The sequence below is a fragment of the Mycobacterium sp. SMC-16 genome (assembly GCF_046250085.1).
GTDB lineage: Bacteria > Actinomycetota > Actinomycetes > Mycobacteriales > Mycobacteriaceae > Mycobacterium > Mycobacterium phocaicum.
Genome location: NZ_CP176427.1, coordinates 1,335,852 through 1,354,616 on the forward strand (window position 1 = coordinate 1,335,852; position 18,765 = coordinate 1,354,616).

At 69.0% G+C, this 18,765-nt stretch carries 15 protein-coding genes; 9 read left to right on the plus strand and 6 right to left on the minus strand.

The window, feature by feature from the left end:
• The first annotated feature begins 28 nt into the window (after window positions 1-28).
• Window positions 29-1,534, plus strand: a complete 1,506-nt coding sequence (locus ACJEIK_RS06555) for a GMC family oxidoreductase (protein WP_409431222.1) — start codon at window positions 29-31, stop codon at window positions 1,532-1,534.
• Between the two features lie 2 nt (window positions 1,535-1,536).
• Here ACJEIK_RS06555 and ACJEIK_RS06560 read toward each other — a convergent pair whose 3' ends face one another.
• Complete coding sequence (locus tag ACJEIK_RS06560) at window positions 1,537-2,739, minus strand: acyl-CoA dehydrogenase family protein (protein ID WP_138249539.1); 1,203 nt, start codon at window positions 2,737-2,739, stop codon at window positions 1,537-1,539.
• A gap of 78 nt (window positions 2,740-2,817) precedes the next feature.
• On the opposite strand from ACJEIK_RS06560, the gene ACJEIK_RS06565 reads away from it, so the two are divergent.
• Window positions 2,818-4,074: an alpha/beta hydrolase gene (locus ACJEIK_RS06565; RefSeq protein ID WP_409431223.1), complete on the plus strand. Its 1,257-nt coding sequence runs from the start codon at window positions 2,818-2,820 to the stop codon at window positions 4,072-4,074.
• Between the two features lies 1 nt (window position 4,075).
• On the opposite strand, the gene ACJEIK_RS06570 is transcribed toward ACJEIK_RS06565, so the two are convergent.
• Genes ACJEIK_RS06570 through ACJEIK_RS06585 form a run of 4 tightly spaced genes read right to left on the minus strand, consistent with a single transcriptional unit; the run spans window position 4,076 to window position 9,460 of the window.
• The gene (locus ACJEIK_RS06570) at window positions 4,076-5,752 is read right to left on the minus strand and encodes an ABC transporter family substrate-binding protein (protein WP_409431659.1); all 1,677 of its coding nucleotides are present in this window, start codon (window positions 5,750-5,752) and stop codon (window positions 4,076-4,078) included.
• A complete protein-coding gene (locus ACJEIK_RS06575; RefSeq protein WP_409431224.1) occupies window positions 5,752-7,587 on the minus strand; it encodes a dipeptide ABC transporter ATP-binding protein in 1,836 nt (611 codons plus the stop codon). The genes ACJEIK_RS06570 and ACJEIK_RS06575 overlap by 1 nt, the downstream gene beginning before the upstream one ends.
• Complete coding sequence (locus tag ACJEIK_RS06580; RefSeq protein WP_409431225.1) at window positions 7,584-8,489, minus strand: ABC transporter permease; 906 nt, start codon at window positions 8,487-8,489, stop codon at window positions 7,584-7,586. The genes ACJEIK_RS06575 and ACJEIK_RS06580 overlap by 4 nt, the downstream gene beginning before the upstream one ends.
• Complete coding sequence (locus ACJEIK_RS06585) at window positions 8,486-9,460, minus strand: ABC transporter permease (protein ID WP_409431226.1); 975 nt, start codon at window positions 9,458-9,460, stop codon at window positions 8,486-8,488. The genes ACJEIK_RS06580 and ACJEIK_RS06585 overlap by 4 nt, the downstream gene beginning before the upstream one ends.
• Before the next feature lie 223 nt (window positions 9,461-9,683).
• Here ACJEIK_RS06585 and ACJEIK_RS06590 point away from each other — a divergent pair, with 223 nt between their 5' ends.
• The 7 genes from ACJEIK_RS06590 (at window position 9,684) to ACJEIK_RS06620 (ending at window position 18,251) form a co-directional block, all read left to right on the plus strand.
• Window positions 9,684-9,929, plus strand: coding sequence for a hypothetical protein (locus ACJEIK_RS06590; protein WP_135357966.1), 246 nt, complete (start codon window positions 9,684-9,686; stop codon window positions 9,927-9,929).
• Window positions 9,930-10,194: 265 nt separating this feature from the next.
• Window positions 10,195-10,443, plus strand: coding sequence for a hypothetical protein (locus tag ACJEIK_RS06595; protein WP_135357967.1), 249 nt, complete (start codon window positions 10,195-10,197; stop codon window positions 10,441-10,443).
• Between the two features lie 118 nt (window positions 10,444-10,561).
• On the plus strand, window positions 10,562-11,266 hold the full coding sequence (locus ACJEIK_RS06600) for a response regulator transcription factor (protein ID WP_409431660.1): 705 nt from the start codon (window positions 10,562-10,564) through the stop codon (window positions 11,264-11,266).
• A complete protein-coding gene (locus ACJEIK_RS06605) occupies window positions 11,244-12,848 on the plus strand; it encodes a sensor histidine kinase (RefSeq protein ID WP_061002644.1) in 1,605 nt (534 codons plus the stop codon). The genes ACJEIK_RS06600 and ACJEIK_RS06605 overlap by 23 nt, the downstream gene beginning before the upstream one ends.
• Window positions 12,849-12,871: 23 nt before the next feature.
• Window positions 12,872-14,767, plus strand: coding sequence for an ArnT family glycosyltransferase (locus ACJEIK_RS06610; RefSeq protein ID WP_409431227.1), 1,896 nt, complete (start codon window positions 12,872-12,874; stop codon window positions 14,765-14,767).
• Between the two features lie 288 nt (window positions 14,768-15,055).
• Window positions 15,056-16,312, plus strand: a complete 1,257-nt coding sequence (locus tag ACJEIK_RS06615; protein ID WP_409431228.1) for a glycosyltransferase — start codon at window positions 15,056-15,058, stop codon at window positions 16,310-16,312.
• Window positions 16,313-16,346: 34 nt separating this feature from the next.
• The gene (locus ACJEIK_RS06620) at window positions 16,347-18,251 is read left to right on the plus strand and encodes an ArnT family glycosyltransferase (RefSeq protein WP_409431229.1); all 1,905 of its coding nucleotides are present in this window, start codon (window positions 16,347-16,349) and stop codon (window positions 18,249-18,251) included.
• 80 nt (window positions 18,252-18,331) lie between these two features.
• Here ACJEIK_RS06620 and ACJEIK_RS06625 read toward each other — a convergent pair whose 3' ends face one another.
• Window positions 18,332-18,745, minus strand: a complete 414-nt coding sequence (locus ACJEIK_RS06625; protein ID WP_409431230.1) for a PaaI family thioesterase — start codon at window positions 18,743-18,745, stop codon at window positions 18,332-18,334.
• Window positions 18,746-18,765: the final 20 nt, after the last annotated feature.

The window sequence follows — 18,765 nt, forward strand, 5'->3', positions numbered from 1 at the left end:
GGGGCGCGTTTCGTGACAGACTTCGCCCGTGATCGCTGACTTCGTCGTCGTGGGTACCGGCTCGGCCGGTGCGGTGCTGGCTGATCGACTGAGCGCCGACGGCGCCGCGCAGGTGGTGGTGCTGGAGGCCGGGGCCGTCGACAAGAACCAGTTCATCCACATCCCGGCGGCCTTCTCGAAGCTGTTCCGCGGCGAGTTCGATTGGGATTACTCGACAGAACCGCAGCCCGAACTCGCCGACCGCCGCATCTACTGGCCGCGCGGCAAGACCCTCGGCGGCTCCTCGTCGATGAACGCCATGATGTGGGTCCGCGGCCTGCCCGCGGACTACGACGAGTGGGGTGAGCTCGCCGGCGAAGAGTGGTCGTACGCGGCCGTGAAGAAGTACTTCGACCGGATCGAGGCCGGGCCGCTGGTGCTCAGCCCACAACGCAGCCCCCGCGGTATCACCGCCGCGTGGCTGGAGGCCGCCGAGCAGTCGGGTCACGAAGGCTTCGTCGAGACCAGGGTCTGTCAGCGCCGCGGCGCCCGCTGGAGCACCGCCGACGCCTACCTGCGGCCGGCACTCCGCAGGTCGAACCTGCATCTGCGCACCGGTGCCACGGCCACCCGGGTGCTGATCGAGGACGGCCGGGCGGTCGGCGTCGAATACGAGGCCGACGGTCGTCGCCAGGTCGTCCGGGCGCGCCGCGAGGTGATCCTGTGCGGCGGGGCGATCAACAGCCCGCAGCTGCTGATGCTGTCCGGTGTCGGTCCGCGCGAGCATCTGGCCGAGCACGGCATCGAGGTCGTCCACGATGCGCCGGGCGTCGGCTCGAATCTGCTCGATCACCTGGTGGTGCTGCTCGGGTTCGAGGCCAACTGCGACACCCTGATCAGCGCGGAGAAACCGCTGCAGCTGCTCAACTATCTGACCCGCCGCCGCGGCATGCTCACCTCGAATGTCGGTGAGGCGTATGGCTTTGTCCGCAGCGATCCTGATCTGGCTCAGCCCGACGTCGAGCTGATCTTCGCCCCCGCGCCGTTCTACGACGAGGGCATCGGCGAGCCGTATCCGCGCGACGCGGTCGCGATGGGGCCGATCCTGGTGAAGCCCAAGAGCACCGGCACCATCCGCTTGGCGTCGGCGGACCCGCTGGCCAAGCCGATCATCGATCCGCACTACCTCTCCGACCCCGAGGGCGCGGACCGCAAGGCACTGCTGACGGGCCTGCGGATGCTGGCGGACATGACCGAGGCGCCGGCGTTGAAGGGACTGCTCGGCGACATCGCCCGCCCGGTGGGCGCGCACGATCTCGACGACCGCACGCTCGAGCTGGCGCTGGCCACCACGTCGCACACGCTGTATCACCCCACCACCACGTGCCGGATGGGCAGCGACGAGGCCAGCGTGGTCGACCCGCAGCTCCGCGTCCGTGGTGTCGCGGGGCTGCGGGTCGCCGACGCTTCGGTGATGCCGACCATCATCCGGGGCCACACCCACGCCCCGAGCGTGCTGATCGGTGAAAAGGCCGCCGACCTCATCACCGCCTGAGGTCAGAAGTAGGCGTTCGCGGGAATCGCGGTGCCGTGCAGCAGGTTCTGTCCGACCACCCGGGCCTTGTAACCGACGGGGTTGTGCAGCGTGATGGTGCGGATGTTGCGCCAGTGCCGGTCGAGGTTGCGTTGCCGGCTGGCCGCGCTGGCGCCGCCGAGCTCCAGCAGCTTGGTGGCGGCGCGCGGCGCGATGTCGTCCAGGTGCACCTTCACCTTGGCGGCCTGCAGCTGGGCCTGGGCGGTCAGCTCGGCGTCGGGCACCCCGTCCGGGCCGGTCGAGTCGATGGCCGCCGCGATGGCTGCCGCCGCGTCCAGCACCGCGGCCCGCGCGATGTAGGCGGAGCTGGCCAGTTCGCCGAGCTGGCGCTGCAGCAGCGGGTCGTCGGTCGGCGACGCTGCGGAGGCATGGCTGAAACTGCGCTCACGGGACCGCAGCAGCGCGATCCCGTCGTCCACGATGTTCTCGAGGATTCCGGCCACCACGGCGTGGATGTACAGCTGCAACAACGTGTACTGCACCGAGGGCACGGGCTCCGCGTCATACGGCGTGTCCGAGAGCACCTCGTCGGGCAGCACCGTCACGTCCTGGAACCGCGTGGTGCCGGTTCCGGTGCGGCGCTGGCCGAAGCCGTCCCAGTCGTCGATGATCGTCACGCCCGCGCGGTCGGCCGGGACGATGACAATCGCCACCGAATCATGATCGGTCGTCGCCGTCACGGTCAGATAGTCCGAGAACAGGGTCCCGGTGCTGTAGAACTTCTCGCCGGTCAAGGTGAATCCGCCGTCGTGGCCGGGCGCCAAGCGGGTGTTGAACACGAGGCTGCCCACCGCGTGGGAGCCCTTCTCGCTGAACGCATTGCCGAACACCTTGCCGTCGGCGACCTTCTGCAGCCAGGTCCGCGATCCGGGCTGGTCCAGGGTGCGCAGTCGCTCCTCGACGAACCAGAAGTGCGTGCGGAAGATGTGCGCCACCACCGGATCGGCCCGGGCGACGTCGATCACGGCGGAAAACAGCTGCGGCACCGTGACGCCGGCGCCGCCCAGTTCGGTGGGCAGGCGCAGGGTGCCGAATCCGGCCCGTTTGAGCGCGGCCACCTGGTCGAAGGGGTTCACGTCGTCCAGATCGCGGTCTTTGGCGCCCGCGGCGATATCGGCCAGCAGGTCGGTCCACGTGGTTGTGTCGGGGAGGTCGAGGATCGTCATGCTCCAGTTCTACGTACCAGCACAGTCACAGGCACGGCTTACGCTCGCCCCGAACCAAACGCGGCACAATGAGTGGCGATGACCATGAACGCCAAGCGCCGCAAGGCGCACGACAAGCTCGCGGCACTGCCGGGGGTGCGGTCGGTGCGGCGCCCGGTCCGGTCAAGTGGCGCAGAGGGATTCGATCTGTTCTACGTGCGGACCGGACCGCCGGGCGAGCATCCGCTGGTGATCATCCCGGGCGGGCCGGGTGCGGCGTCCATCGGGCACTATCGCAATCTGCGCCGCCGGGCGACGGCCGCGGGTCTGGACGTCATCATGGTGGAGCACCGCGGCGTCGGCATGTCCCGGCACGACGACGCCGGCGCCGACCTGCCCGCTGAGGCGTTGACCATCGAAGCCGCGGTCGACGACATCGCGGCGGTGCTGGACGACGCCGGCGTCGAGTCCGCCGTGGTCTACGGCACGTCGTACGGCAGCTACCTGGCGGCCGGTATGGGTGTGCGCCATCCCGATCAGGTTCACGCGATGGTGCTGGACTCGCCGCTGCTGTGCGCCGACGACATCGACGCGGTGCGCGACGCCACCCGGGCCGTGCTGTGGGACGGCGCCGACCCGTCGACGGAGGGGCTCGCCAAACGGGTGCGGGGCCTGGCCGCCGACGGGCAGCTGACGCCCTGGGTGGTGCAACTGGCGACGGGACTGTACGGCCTGGTCGGTCCGGAAGTGCTGGAGCAGCAGCTCGAGCTGCTGCTCACCGGCCGGGGCCTGCTGTGGGGCGCCATCGGGCACAGCACCAAGCTGTTGTTCGAGAGCAAGACGCCGTACCGGCACGAACCCGACCTGGTCGAGCACATCGGCTACCAGGAGCTCAACTACGCCCCCGAACCCGACGGTCTGCCGCTCGATCCGGCGTTGGCGTACCGCGAATCCGCAACCGGCGACCCGGATTTCGTCGCGGAACCGTTCGACCTGGTGGCCGCGATGCCGGGATTCGGCTGGCCCACCGTGGTGATCTCCGGTGGCCGGGATTTGATCACACCGCCGGCCATCGCCCAACGGGTTGCGGGGCTGATTCCGGATGCCGTGCTGCTGGAACTGCCCAGCGCCGGACACAGTGTGCTCGACATGCGCGAGAGCGCGGCACTGACCATCGCCGCCGCGGTGTGCGCCGGTGAGTACGCGGGATTACCGGACCGGGCAACGGAATTGGACAACGTGCCGCCGGACTTCACGGTGCGCCTGATGGTCAAGGGCATCGCGACGGCTGCGGCCGCCGAGTCGCTGGTGCCGGCCGGGCTGCCGCGGGCCATCCGGCAGCTCAGGACCTGGTAGTTCAGGACTTGGTGAAGCCGATCGTCATGTAGTTCAGGTCTCCCAGGCCCGCTGGGCCGTAGTTGGCCAAAGTGCTTCGCACCGCAGCATTTCCGGGTGATTGGGCCAGCGGCAGGCTGAATGTTTCGGCCCACAGCATCCGATCCAGCTGGTTGGCCAGGGCCTGTGCCTTGACGGGTTCGAGTTCGTCGAGCGTCTGCTCGATCTTGGCGTCGATCTCGGGTGTGCCGATCTTGCCGAAGTTGCTCTCGCCGTCCGAGGCGTAGATCTGGGTCAGACCACTCAAGGGGAAGGCGTCCCCCTGCCAGGCGAAGGCGGCGATGTCGAAGTTACTCGGAATGATGTACTGGCTGAAGAAGTCTGCGCCCGAGGACACCACGAGTTCCAGCTTGACGCCGATATCAGCGAGGGTTTTCTGCGTCAGCTGCCCGATCTGCCGGCCGCTCGGGGCGTCGTAGAAGACGATCCGCACCTTCAACGGCTTCCCGTCCTTCTCCCGCACCGAGCGGCCGGTGGGCAGTTTCCAACCGAGCGCGTCGAGTTCGCGTCGGGCTCCTGCAGGGTCGAAAGGTGTCCCGCCGCTGTTGTTCTGGTAGCCCTCCTGCCCGGCGACGTAGATGTGGTTGTTGAGCGGCACCGGGTTTTCCACCAGGCCGTGCTGGAGGACCGTCACGATGGTCTTCCGGTCGATGCCCATGGCGATGGCGTGGCGCAGCGCCGGGTCGGCGAGGATCGAGCCGGGCGCACCGTTGAACGTCAGGTGCGACCAGCTGGGCCCGGGCGCGGTGCGAATGTCGACGCCTCTGGTGCGCCGGGCGCGCACCATGTCGTCGATCGACCCCAGCCCGGTGGCATCGATGGCGTTGTTCTGCAACGCCGGGATACGCGCGGCGTCATCGAGCACGAGGAACGTGATGCTATCGAGCAGCGGCCGGGCGCCCCACCATTTCGGATTGCGGGTCAACGTGATTCGCTGCGCGCCGCGGTCGACGTTCGAGACGACGAACGGACCGGCCGACGGCCCGGGCTGGTTCAGCTGTCCCTTGTTGAACACCTCGGGATCGGTCGTCGAGACCTTGGGCAGCAACATGCCGTTGCCCGCGAACATGCCGCGCCACTCGGCATAGGGCCGGGCGAACGTCATGACGGCCTGCCGGTCGTCGACGCCGTGGGTCACCGAGGCCACCCGCTCGCTGCCGTTGGGGCTGGCGATCTGGAACCGGGGGTCCTTGCCCGTCGTCGCGGTGACCTGCGCGGCGATGTCCTCCCACGTGATCGGGGTGCCGTCGGTCCATACCGCCTTGGGATTGATCGTGTAGGTGACCACCTGCGGATTGGTGCCGGTCAGCTGGATGTCGGTGAAGTAGTCGTGGTTGACGGTGGTCGAACCGTCGGGCCCGACGATGAAGGCCCGCGGCAGCGTGGGCCGCAGCAGCGCGGCGGTGTCCACGGTGTTGCCGTCGATGTTCAGGGTGTTGAAGTTGTCCGGAAACGCCGTCAGGGCCAGGCGCAGATTGCCGCCGTCCCTCAAGGTCGAGGGATCTCGCGGGTTGAGGTCGTTCGCCGCACCGAGTTTCGGTGCGCCGGCGCTGGATCCGCTGTACTCACTCGAGCATCCGGCCACCAGCGCGACGAGGGTGAGGATGGCGACCACCAGTTGACTGCGACGTGAAGCCATCATTCACCTCCCGGCTGCGGCACGGCATCGAGCAGCCGCTGGGTGTACGGGTCCTGCGGGGCGCCGAAAACCTGTGCGGCGTCACCCTGTTCGACGACGGCGCCCTTGTACATCACGGCCACGGTATGGGCGAGATGGCGGACCACCGAAAGGTCGTGCGAGACAAACAGATACGACAGGTCGAAGCGCTCCTGCAGGTCGAGCAGCAGGTTGATGATGCCCGCCTGGATCGAGACGTCCAGCGCCGACACTGGTTCGTCGAGCGCCAGAATCCTGGGCTGACGCGCCAGGGCCCGGGCGATGCCGATGCGCTGCTTCTGGCCACCGGAGAACTCGGCGGGGTAGCGGGCGGCGTCCTCGTGCCGGAGGCCGACGATGCCCAGCAGTTCGGTGACGCGGTCGTCGATGCGGTCCTTGTCGAAGCCGCCGACCCGCAACGGTTCGGCCAGCACGTCGAACACCGGCAGCCGCGGATCCAGCGCTGCCACGGGATCCTGGAACACCACCTGCAGGTCGCCGCGCAGTTCGCGGCGCGTGTCGCGGGTCAGGCCGGCCACGTCGTGTCCGAGCACCTTGATCGAACCCGATTGCGGCGCGGTCAGATTCAGAATCTGATGCAGCGTCGTGGTCTTGCCGGAACCGGACTCGCCGACGATGCCCAGGGTCCGGCCCTGCTGCAGCTGCAGGCTGACGCCGTCGACGGCACGCAGCTCGCCGACCTTGCGCCGCAGCATCCCGCCGCTGAGCTTGAAGGTCTTCACCAGGTCGCTGACCGCGAGCACCACCGGCCGGTCGACATCGTCGTCCGCCACGACTTCGGGTTCGGTTGCCACCCCGTAGATTTCGGCCGCACTGCGACCCGTCACCTGGTCGGTGTGGATGCAGGCGGCGGCGTGCCCGGGTGCGACCTCCAGCAGCGCGGGCTCGGCCGCCCGGCAGTCGTCGTCGGCCAGTGGGCAGCGCGGCGCGAAGGGGCAACCCGGCGGAAGTGCCGCCATCGACGGCGGTGCGCCGGGGATCGGCACCAACCGCGAGCCTTGCGGCGCGTCGAGCCGTGGCACCGAGCCCAGCAGGCCGACGGTGTACGGCATCACACGGTCGCGGTACAGGTTCGCCACCGGAGCCGTCTCCACGGCCCGGCCGGCGTACATCACCATTGCGCGGTCGGCGAATTCGGCGACCACACCCAGGTCGTGCGTGATCATCAGCACCCCGGCGCCGGTGACGTCGCGCGCGGTGCGCAGCACGTCGAGGATTTGCGCCTGCACCGTGACGTCGAGCGCCGTGGTGGGTTCGTCGCAGATGATGAGGTCCGGGTCGTTCGCGATCGCGGTGGCGATGACGACGCGCTGGCGTTCACCGCCGGACAGCTCATGCGGGAACGCGCGCGCCCGGGCCGCCGGCTGCTTGATGCCGACCAGCTCCAGCAGTTCCACCGCCCGGGCCCGCGCGGCCCGCCGGTCCATCGAACGGTCATGCACGCGAAGGGCTTCGGCGATCTGGTCGCCGACGGTGTACACCGGGGTGAGCGCCGACATCGGGTCCTGGAACACCGTGCCGATCACCCGGCCGCGCACCTGGGACATCGCGTCGTCGTCGAGCCCGACGAGCTGCTTGCCCTGCAGCTTCACCGAACCCGTCACCTGGGCGTGCTCGGGCAGCAGGCCCACCACCGCCATGGCGGTCGCCGATTTACCGGCGCCGGATTCACCGACCAGCGCCAGCACCTCGCCGGGGGCGATGTGGAAGTTCATGCCGCGCACCGCCGAGACGTCCTCGTCGGACGTCTGGAAGGTGACCGTGAGGTCGCGCACCTCGAGCAAGGGCGCGCTCATCGCTTCACCACCCGTCGCCGACGGGGCCGGGCCGAGGGATCGAGCGCGTCGCGCAGGCCGTCGCCGATCAGGTTGGCGCACAGCACGATCAGCACCAGCACACTGGCCGGGAACAGGAACACCCAGGGGAACGTGGTTACCGACGGGGTGCCGTCGGCGATCAATGTGCCCAGGGAAACGTCGGGCGGCTGCACCCCGAAACCGAGGTAACTCAAACCGGTTTCGGCCAGGATCGCGATGCCGACGTTGAGTGTGGTGTCGATGATCAGGATCGACGCCACGTTCGGCACGATGTGCCGGGCGATGATCCGGGCGTGGCTGACACCCATATACCTTGCGGCCGTGACGAACTCGCGTTCGCGCAGGCTCATGGTGAGGCCGCGCACCATGCGGGAGCTGATCATCCACGAGAACGCCGCCAGCAGAATCACCAGCCACAGCACCGTGCACTGGTGCCGGATGCGGGGCGTGACGATCGCGATGAGGATGAATCCGGGGATCACGAGCAGCAGGTCGACGATCCACATCAGCACTCGATCGCGCCAGCCACCGAAGTAGCCCGCCACCGAGCCGACCGTCGCGGCGATGACCGTCGAGATCACGGCGACGCACACGCCGATCAGCATCGACTTCTGCATGCCGCGCAACGTCTGCGCGAGCACGTCCTGCCCGAGGGCATTGGTGCCGAACAGGTGCCGGCCGTCGGGAGGCTGCAGCAGGGCGTCGAAGTCCATGTCGGTGTACGCGTAGGGGAGCAGCGGCGGCAGGGCGTAGCAGCCGACGAAGAGCGCCACCAGCAGCACGAGCGACACCACGGCCGGGCGGTTGCGGACGAAGCGCCGCGCCACCAACGTGCGGCGCGATGCGAAGCGGGCGCGCGGCAGCCCGAACTGGACGCTCATGAGACCCGCACCCGGGGGTCGAGGGCGGCGTAGACGACGTCGGACAGCAGGCCGCCGATCAGGATCGTCGTCCCGGAGAACAAGGTGAACGCGGCGACGATGTTGGCGTCCTGGCCTTGAATGCCCTGCACCATCCATTCGCCCATGCCGTGCCAGCCGAAGATCTTCTCGACGAACACCGCACCGGTGACCAGGCCCGCGACGCCGTAGGCGAACAGCGTGGCCATCGGGATGAGCGCGGTGCGCAGCCCGTGCTTGAAGAGCGCCCGGCGCCGGGTCAGGCCCTTGGCTCGGGCGGTCCGGATGAAGTCCTGGCCGAGCACGTCGAGCATCGCGCTGCGCTGGTAACGGCTGTATCCGGCGATGGCACCGAGGGCCAGGGTGGAGGTCGGCAGCACCAGGTGCTGCAGTCGGTCGACGAACCCTTGCCAGCCGCCCGCCGCGTAGGGCGAGGTCTCGCCGGTGTATTGGAACAGCTGGAAGCCCAGCACCTCGTTGACACCGAGCGCGCCGAGGATCAGCAGGTTCGCGATGACGAACGTCGGGGCGCTGAGAATCAGCAGCGCCAGCACGGTGATGGTGCGGTCGGAGAATCGGTACTGCCGGATGGCGCCCCACGCCCCGATGATCACGCCGATGATGGAACCCAGGATAGACCCGATGGCCACCAACCGCAGGCTGATCCACACCCGTCGCCCCAGTTCTTCTGAAACCGGTTGCCCGGTAACGGTTTTCCCGAAGTCTCCGTGCACCGCGCCGGACACCCAGTTGGCGTAACGCGGCAGCAGTGGCTTGTCGAGACCCAGGTCGTGGGCCTTGGCGTCGATGACGGATTGCGGCGGCCGCGGGTTGCGCTGCAACAGGTTGTCCAGCGGATGGAAGGTCACCGACGTCAGCGCGAACGTCAGGAACGTCGCCAGCGTCAACAGGATCGCGTAGTTGAACAATCGGCGGATCAGGAACCGCGTCATGGGCCGCTCGCTGGAATCCGCATCTGGACAGGTTAGGAGATCCCGGCGCACTAGTGCGGGATTGGCGCCCACTGGCTGCGGCCGCTTCGGCGTGAGCTGGTGACGTGCCAATTCTGACTCGGCGGAATACCTGACGGTCCGGGCGACTTGAAAACGATGACCGCCTGCGTGCCCCAACGGTGTTGCGAAACGTGGCGGATCGCATCCAGGTGGGAGACCCGCGATGAGTCGAACCAAGAATTCTGAAGCAAACAACAAGTGGGCCATCGGCGTTATCGCCGGGAGCATGGTCGTCGGTGTCACGACCGTGGTGCTTGTCGGAGCGCAGGCACAGTCCTTGCAATCGACATCGGCCAACGGCACCTCGGTCAGTTCAGTCGTCAGCGCCACGACGGTCGGGCCGATCATCAGCGCCGCGCCGGCAATTACCGGACCCGCTCCGCTGTACCCGGGGCAGGACCCGGGCTGATGAGTTTCGCGGCGGGGCGCCTTCACACGCCCGGCCCAACTCTCCTGCAACTGGTTGGCCGGTAACAGTTTTCCTGGCTCGCGTGCCCGGTGGTCCCAAACTTCCAGAGCCAGTCCAGCGGCCTCTCAGGTGGGCAATTGCGGCGTTGGCGAACTGGCAGAACCAGTTCAGCGCGCTGTGAGAGTGGCGCGCTTGACTCGAAATATATGACCGGCCGCGCCCCGACGGCGCGGTGAAGCGGTCCCGAGCACACGGGAGGCAGATCATGAGTCGACCAGAGACTTCCGGCATCACCTTGAAATGGGCGATCGGCATCATCGGCGGCAGCGCGGCGGCGGGTGCCGTAGCGGTATGTGCGGGCGTGCTGGCGGCCCCGTCGGAGACGACGACGGCCAACAGCACGTTGATCACGCCGACGAGCACGACCGCCCCGGTCACCTTCGCGGCACCGTCCATCACCGGCAAAGCGCCGCTGTGGGCCGGACAATCGCCGGACACCAACCCGCAGGGTTAGCCGGCTTTCACAGCTCGCACATAGATTCGCCACAGTCGCGGCCCACAACGATGCGAATAATGGAGCTGTGACAGGTCCCAGCAGCACCGCCCGTGACAGTGAAGCCCCGCGCGTCGTCATGCACCGCGCCGACGGCAAGTCGATCAACGTCCTCGTGGTCGACGACGAACCCGTCCTCGCCGAGCTCGTCTCGATGGCGTTGCGCTACGAAGGCTGGGACATCGCCACGGCCGGCGACGGCGCCAGTGCGATCGCGCTGGCCAAGGACAACCCACCCGACGTCGTCGTGCTGGACGTGATGCTGCCCGACATGAGCGGGCTCGACGTGCTGCGCAAGCTGCGCGAGCAGATCCCGGGCCTGCCCCTGCTGCTGCTGACCGCCAAGGACTCGGTCGAGGACCGGATCGCCGGCCTCACCGCGGGCGGCGACGACTACGTCACCAAACCGTTCAGCATCGAGGAAGTGGTGCTGCGACTGCGCGCGCTGCTGCGGCGCACCGGTGTGGCCAACGAAGCCGGCGGCGCGCAGATCGTCGTCGGCGACCTGGTGCTCGACGAGGACAGCCACGAGGTGACGCGCGCCGGCGAACAGATCACGCTGACCGCTACCGAGTTCGAGCTGCTGCGCTACATGATGCGCAACTCCAAGCGGGTGCTGAGCAAGGCCCAGATTCTCGACCGGGTGTGGAGCTACGACTTCGGTGGCCGCTCCAACATCGTGGAGCTGTACGTGTCGTATCTGCGCAAGAAGATCGACAGTGGTCGCGAGCCCATGATCCACACCTTGCGTGGCGCCGGATATGTCCTCCGACCTGCCCGCTGAGGCCGGCACGCGGATCTGGCAGCCGCGGACCTGGTCGCTGCGGGTCCGGCTGCTGGTCACCCAGGTGCTGCTGCTGGCGCTGGTCATCGTCGGCGTCGGCGCGGCCACCGAGTTCGCGCTGCAGCGTTTTCTGCTGCACCAGTTGGACGACCAGGTACTCGAGGCGGGCCGGCGCTCGGCCGCCATCTTCGAGCTGCCCCCGCCGCCCATGGCGCCGCCGTTGACCGGTGGGGTGCCCCGGCCGTCCATGGACCCGCATTTCCGGATGCGCTTCGACCCCGAGGCCGGCCCCGGCCCCGGCTTCCTCAACGCGCCCGGTCAGGCCGTCGGCACCATCGGAGCGGTGGTGTTCCGCGGCCAGGTCGACGCCGGTGTCATCACCTCCGAGGGCAGTCGTGACTCGGTGACCACCACGGCCACAGCACAATTGGCGCAGGTGCCACCGGATCGCAAGATTCGCACCATGGACATCGACGGGGTGGGGACGTACCGGGTCATCGGCCTGCATCCCCGGCACGGCGGTCCGCAGACCATCGTCACAGGCCTGCCCACGCGGCACGTCGACAACACCCTGCTGTGGGTGCTCGGCATGTTCTGCGCGGTGGGCGCTCTCGCGCTGATCGGGGCGACGGTGGTCGGGGTGTGGATCATCCGCCGCCAACTCGCCCCGCTGTCAAGGGTTTCCGCCGCCGCGCGTGACGTGGCCGACCGGGAACTGGACCGGGGAGAGGTCCAGTTGCCGACGGAGATCGTGCACGTCGACCCCGTCGCCGCGCACACCGAGGTCGGGCAGCTGGGTTCGGCGCTCAACCGCATGCTGGACCGGATCGCCGGCGCGCTCGCAGCCCGCCATGCCAGCGAGACGCGAGTGCGTCAGTTCGTGGCCGACGCCAGTCACGAACTGCGCACGCCGCTGGCGGCGATCCGTGGCTATACCGAACTGGCGCAACGCAAGAGCGAGCAGCTGCCCGCCGATGTCGCCCACGCGATGAACCGTGTCGAATCCGAGACGGTCCGCATGACGCGGCTCGTCGAGGACATGCTGCTGCTGGCCCGGCTCGATGCCGGCCGGCCGCTGGAGATGGAGAACGTCGACCTGTCCCAACTGGTCGTCGACGCCGTCAGCGACGCACACATCGCCGGCCCCGATCACGACTGGTCGCTGGATCTGCCCGAGGAACCCGTGACCATCGCGGGCGATCCGGCGCGGCTGCACCAGGTGCTGGTGAACCTGCTGGCGAACGCGCGCACGCACACGCCGGCGGGCACGTCGGTGACGATCTCGCTGTCCGCCGATGCGGACGCCACCGTGATCAGCGTCGCCGATGACGGCCCGGGCATTCCAAAGACGTTGCAGCCCGAGGTGTTCGAGCGGTTCGCCCGTGGCGACTCGTCGCGGTCCCGTCAGGCCGGCAGCACCGGATTGGGGCTGGCCATCGTCGCGGCCGTGGTCAAGGCGCACGGCGGCACCATCAGCGTCGACAGCCGCCCCGGAGCGACGGTGTTCACCGTGCGCCTGCCCGCGGGCCCGGCCGATCAAGCCTCACAGCCACCGCACAGCGTCGCCTCGACGTCCGCCTAACCGACGCGCCCACAATCAGACTGGTGAATTCCGCACCACGCCGCCCATTTGGCGAGCGACTCCAGCTCGGGCTCCTGCTCGCGGGCACCGCTGTGCTGTACCTGTGGAACCTGTCGGTGAGCGGTTGGGCCAACAGCTTCTATTCAGCGGCGGCGCAGGCCGGTGCCAGCGACTGGACCGCAATGCTGTTCGGCGCCAGCGACTCCGGTAATGCCATCACCGTCGACAAGACGCCGGGCGCGCTGTGGGTGATGGACCTGTCGGTCCGGCTGTTCGGGCTCAGTTCCTGGAGCATCCTGGTGCCGCAGGCCCTGATGGGTGTGGCGGCGGTGGCGGGGCTGTATGCCGCGGTGCGCCGCGCCGCCGGGTCTGCCGCCGCGCTGCTGGCCGGCGCGGTGTTCGCGCTGACGCCCGTGGCCGCCTTGATGTTCCGCTTCAACAATCCTGACGCGCTGCTGGTCCTGCTCCTCGTGGTCGGTGCCTACTGCGTGCAGCGCGCCTGCGAAAAAGACGCGGGCCGTTGGTGGTTGGTCGCCGCGGGCGTCGCCGCCGGATTCGCGTTCCTGGCCAAGATGCTGCAGGCGTTCCTGGTGCTGCCGGCCTTTGCGGCCGCATACCTGGTCGCGGGACCGTCGCCGGTGCGGACCCGGTTGTGGCGGTTGCTCGGCGGCACGGCGGCCATGGTCATCTCCGGCGGCTGGTACCTCGCACTGGTCGAATTGTGGCCGTCCTCGTCGCGCCCGTATGTCGGCGGATCGCAACATGATTCGATCATCGAACTGGCCCTGGGCTACAACGGCGTCGGCCGGCTGAACGGGAACGAGCCCGGCGGCCTGGGCAACCCGAACTTCGACGCGGGGTGGGATCGGCTGCTGGGCACGAGCATGGGCACCTACGCGGGGTGGCTGCTGCCCGCGGCGCTGATCTGCCTGATCGCGGGATTGGTGCTCACGCGCCGGCTGCCGCGCACCGATCCGACGCGGGCCGCGCTCATCCTCTGGGGTGGGTGGCTGGTGTGCACCGCCGTGGTGTTCAGCTTCGCCAACGGGATCGTGCATCAGTACTACACGGTGGCGCTCGCACCGGCCATCGGAGCCTGCGTGGGAATCGGGTCGGTGCTGTTGTGGCGCAACCGCGCCGGCTGGCCGGCCCGACTGACCATGGCTGGCACCGTGGTCGCGACGGCGGCGGTGGCTGCGCTGCTGCTGGGCCGCGCTGACGTGACGTGGCTGCGGACGTCGGTGCTGATCGTCGGCGTCGTCGCCGCCCTGCTGCTGCTCGCGCCGCCTCGATTCGGCTCCGCACGCCTGGCGGTGGCCGTGGCGGTCCTGGTGTGCCTGGCCGCCCCGACCGCGTATTCGATTGCCACCGCGAGTGTTTCGCATACCGGAGCGATGCCGTCCGTGAGCGGGCCCGGCGGCCGCAGCGCCGGCTGGGGGCCGCCGCCCGGACACGGCAAGGCCCGCGGTCCCGCCGGTGGGCCCGGCCATGCGATGGGCGCACCGCCGCCAGGCTTTCGGCCCGGCGGCGGACTGTTCGAATCGCCGGTGCCGGGAGTGGCCTTGACGTCGCTGCTCGGCACCGACGCCGGGAAGTACCGCTGGGCGGCGGCCGTCGTCGGCTCCACCAACGCTGCCGGCTACCAGCTGGCCGCCCGCGTCCCGGTGATGGCGATCGGCGGCTTCAACGGCACCGATCCCGCGCCCACGCTGGCACAGTTCCAGCAGTACGTCGCTGCCGGTCAGGTCCACTACTTCGTCGAAGGCAGCGTCAAGATGGGCTGGGGACCCCACGGGCAGGACGACGCCAAGCAGGAATCTCAGCAGATCGCCACCTGGGTCGGCCAGCACTTCACCGCCACCACCGTCGACAACACCGTCGTCTATGACCTGACGCAGCCGCTGGCCCAGCCGCACTGACCCTGCCGCGTTGACTCTGCGGTGTGGGCGCTCTCTACTCGCACTTTTGCGCCGTGGCCGCGGAGTCAACGTGGGCGCGTGTTGATCCTGCGGTGTGGGCGCTGTCTACTCGCGCTTTTGCGCCGTGGCCGCGGAGTCAATGTGAGCGCCGTGTTGATCCTGCGGTGTGGGCGCTGTCTACTCGTGCTTTTGCGCCGTGGCCGCGGAGTCGACGACGGCCTCAAACACATAGCTCGCCCATAGCTTCAGCCCAGGGCGGCCTAAAGGTACCGGCTGAAGATCAATGTCATGACGAACCTGGTCGAGCGCGACGCCGAGCAACGCTTCACTACGCGCCCAAATGCCGCCCTCGCCGCACGCGCCGCCGGCGTCCCGGTGCTGGACATCGTGGTCCCCGTGTACAACGAGCAGGTCGCACTGCCCGGCTCGATCCGCCGGTTGCACCGCCACCTCGAGGAGCACGTCCCGTACCCGGTGCAGATCACCATCGCCGACAACGCCAGCATCGACGACACCCCGCGGGTCGCCGCCGAGTTGGCCGCCGAGTTGGACAACGTCCGCGTCGTGCGACTCGAGCTCAAGGGCCGGGGGCGGGCGCTGCACGAGGTGTGGTCGCACTCGCAGTCGCCGGTGCTGGTCTACATGGACGTCGACCTCTCCACCGACCTGGCCGCCCTCGGCCCGCTGGTGGCGCCGCTGATCTCGGGCCACTCGGACCTGGCGATCGGCACCCGGCTGGCCCGGTCCTCCCGGGTCGTGCGGGGGCCGAAGCGGGAGTTCATCTCTCGCTGCTACAACCTGATCCTGCGCGGGGCGCTGTCGGCGAAGTTCTCCGACGCCCAGTGCGGCTTCAAGGCCATCCGGGCCGACGTGGCCCAGGCGCTGCTGCCGCTCGTCGAGGACACCGGCTGGTTCTTCGACACCGAGCTGCTGGTGCTGGCCGAGCGCACGGGCCTGCGTATCCACGAGGTCCCCGTCGACTGGGTGGACGACCCCGACAGCCGGGTGGACATCATCGCCACCGCGGCCGCTGACCTCAAAGGCGTCGGCCGGCTGTTGCGCGGCTTCGCAAACGGCAGCATCCCGGTGAACACCATTGCCGCGCAGCTGGGTTCGTCGACCAGGGCGGCCGCACCCCGTTCGCTGCTGCGCCAGGTCGTCCGGTTCGGGACCATCGGCGTCGCGTCGACGCTGGCCTACCTGCTGCTGTTCATGATGATGCACGCCGCGCTCGGCGCGCAGACGGCCAACCTGATCGCCCTGCTGATCACCGCGATCGCCAACACCGCCGCCAACCGGCGCTTCACGTTCGGAGTCCGCGGCGGGGGAGCGGCGAGCGCGACCCGTCACCAGTTCGAGGGGTTGATCGTCTTCGGTATCGCCCTGACCATCACCAGCGGCGCGCTGGCCGGGCTGCACGCGTTCGCGCCGCACGCCCACCACCTCCTCGAGCTGAGCGTGCTGGTGGCCGCCAACCTGGTCGCGACCGCGGTGCGGTTCGTGCTGCTGCGTGGTTGGGTGTTCCACCCGCAGCGTGCGAATTGACCTGCCTACCAATCGCTTCAGAGGAGACCCGCACGTGATCGCCACTGCACCCACCGTCGCTCAGCTACCCAAACCCCGTCGCCGCCCGGCAATCTGGGCCCGCCCCGTATGGGAACGGTCCGCGCTGCTGACGCTGCTGGCCGCGACCGCCGTGCTGTACCTGTGGGCGCTCGGCTCGTCGGGCTGGGCCAACTCGTACTACGCCGCCGCGGCCCAGGCCGGCACCCAGAACTGGGAAGCGTGGCTGTTCGGTTCGTTTGACGCCGGCAACGCGATCACGGTCGACAAGCCGCCGGCGGCCCTGTGGCTGATGGGTCTGTCGGGCCGGCTCTTCGGATTCAGCGCGTTCAGCATGCTGCTCCCGCAAGCACTCATGGGTGTGGCGTCGGTCGGGATGCTGTATGCGACGGTCCGTCGCACCAGCGGTGCGGCGGCCGGACTGTTGGCCGGCCTGGTGCTGGCGGTGACTCCCGTTGCGGCCCTGATGTTCCGGTTCAACAACCCGGACGCACTGCTCGTGCTGCTGCTGATCACCGCGGCCTACTGCACGGTGCGGGCCATCCAGTCGAAGGACTTCGCCGTCTCCGCACGGTGGATGACGGCGACCGGCGTCGTCGTCGGCTTCGCCTTTCTGACCAAGATGCTGCAGGCCTTCCTGCCGGTACCAGGACTGGCATTGGTGTTCCTGGTCGCCGCGCCGTTCAGTGTCGGGCGCCGGATCAGCGCGCTGCTGATGTCCGGTGTGGCCCTGGTGATTTCGGCCGGGTGGTACATCGCGCTGGTCAGCCTGTGGCCTGCCGACGCCCGCCCGTACATCGCCGGGTCCACCGACAACAGCCTGCTGCAGTTGGCGTTGGGCTACAACGGCATCGAGCGGATCACCGGCGGTGACCGTCCCAGCGGTGGCCCCGGCGGCGGCATGCGGGACAACCTGTTCTTCGGCGGGCACGCCGGCATCACCCGACTGTTCGGCCCGTCGATGGGTGTCGAGATCTCGTGGTTGCTGCCCGTGGCGCTGCTCGGCCTGGTGCTGTTGCTGTGGGCCGGCCGTCGGGCATCACGTACCGATCTCGGCCGCGCCGGTGTATTGCTCTGGGGCGGTTGGCTTCTCGTGACTGGCGTGGTGTTCAGCTTCATGGACGGCACGGTGCACCCGTACTACAACGTCGCGCTCGCTCCCGCGGTGGCTGCGTTGGCGGGTATGACGGTCGCGCACCTGTGGCAGCGCCGGGAGGCATTGTCGGCTCGCCTGCTGCTGGCGCTGCTCCTCGTCGTGACGGCCGGCTGGGCGTTCGCACTGCTGTCACGTACTCCGGACTGGATGCCCGCCCTGCGCTGGAGCATCGCGGTGGCGGCGGTCCTGGCGGCGGTGGCCATCGTGGCCGTGGGGGCGCGCTCCGGACGGTTCACCGCGGTAGTCGCCGGTATCGCGATCGCCGCGGCCCTGGCCGGGTCGGCGTCGTTCACGCTGTACAACGTGGCGCAAGGTCACAGCAGCGGCCCCGGCTCGATGTCCGGTCCGCCGCGGCCCGGCGGCGACGCCTGGCCGGGCGGTGGTCCCGGCGGCCCGGGCGGCCCCGGTCGCGAGGGGCCCAACGCCGAACTCGAGAACCTGATCCGCGGTGCGAACAACCGGTGGGCGGCAGCCACGGTCGGGTCCTTCCAGGCGGGCGATCTCGAATTGAGCACCGGCAAGTCGTTGATGGCGATCGGCGGATTCTCCGGCGGCGACAACGCGCCGACCCTCGCGCAGTTCAAGCAGTACGTCGAGGACGGCCAGATCCACTACTTCATCGCCGGCGATCACAAGCGCGGTCCCGGACCCGGCGGCGGTCGCGAGCGGGGGAGTGCCGCGGAGATCACCGCCTGGGTGACGGCGCACTTCGCCAAGCTCGATGTCGGCGGCGCGACCGTCTACGACCTCGAAGCGCCGCACTGATCGCTGCCCGCGTCTGTGCCTCGGATTGCAGCCACATGCCGGCTGCGATCCGAGGCACAACGTGAATCAGGCGTCTGCGCTCAGCCGATCTTGTAGGTGCCGACGGCCTTGGCCACCGGATCGCCGGCCGGGGTCTCGATCTCGACTTCGCAGTGCGCCAAGGACTTTCCGCGGTGCAGCACACGGCCGACGCCGACGAGGTCGGTCGACCGGGCGGGCGCCAGGTACTGGACCGACATCGAGATCGTCACGCCGCGAAGCGATTCCGGATCGCGCTCGGTGGACCACGCCGCAGCCATGACCGTGACGTCGGCCAGTGCGGCGATGGCGCCGCCGTGCACCATGTCGGCGAGCGTGGTGTTGGTCGGGTCCCACGGCATCCGCAACCGGACCTCTGGGGCGTCGAGCGCTTCGGCGACGATGCCCAGCTTGGCGACCAGCGGGGACTGCGGGATGAACTGCGCCATGACCTCGGCGCCGGTACTCGGGCTCATGCATCGAAGTCTGCGTGCCG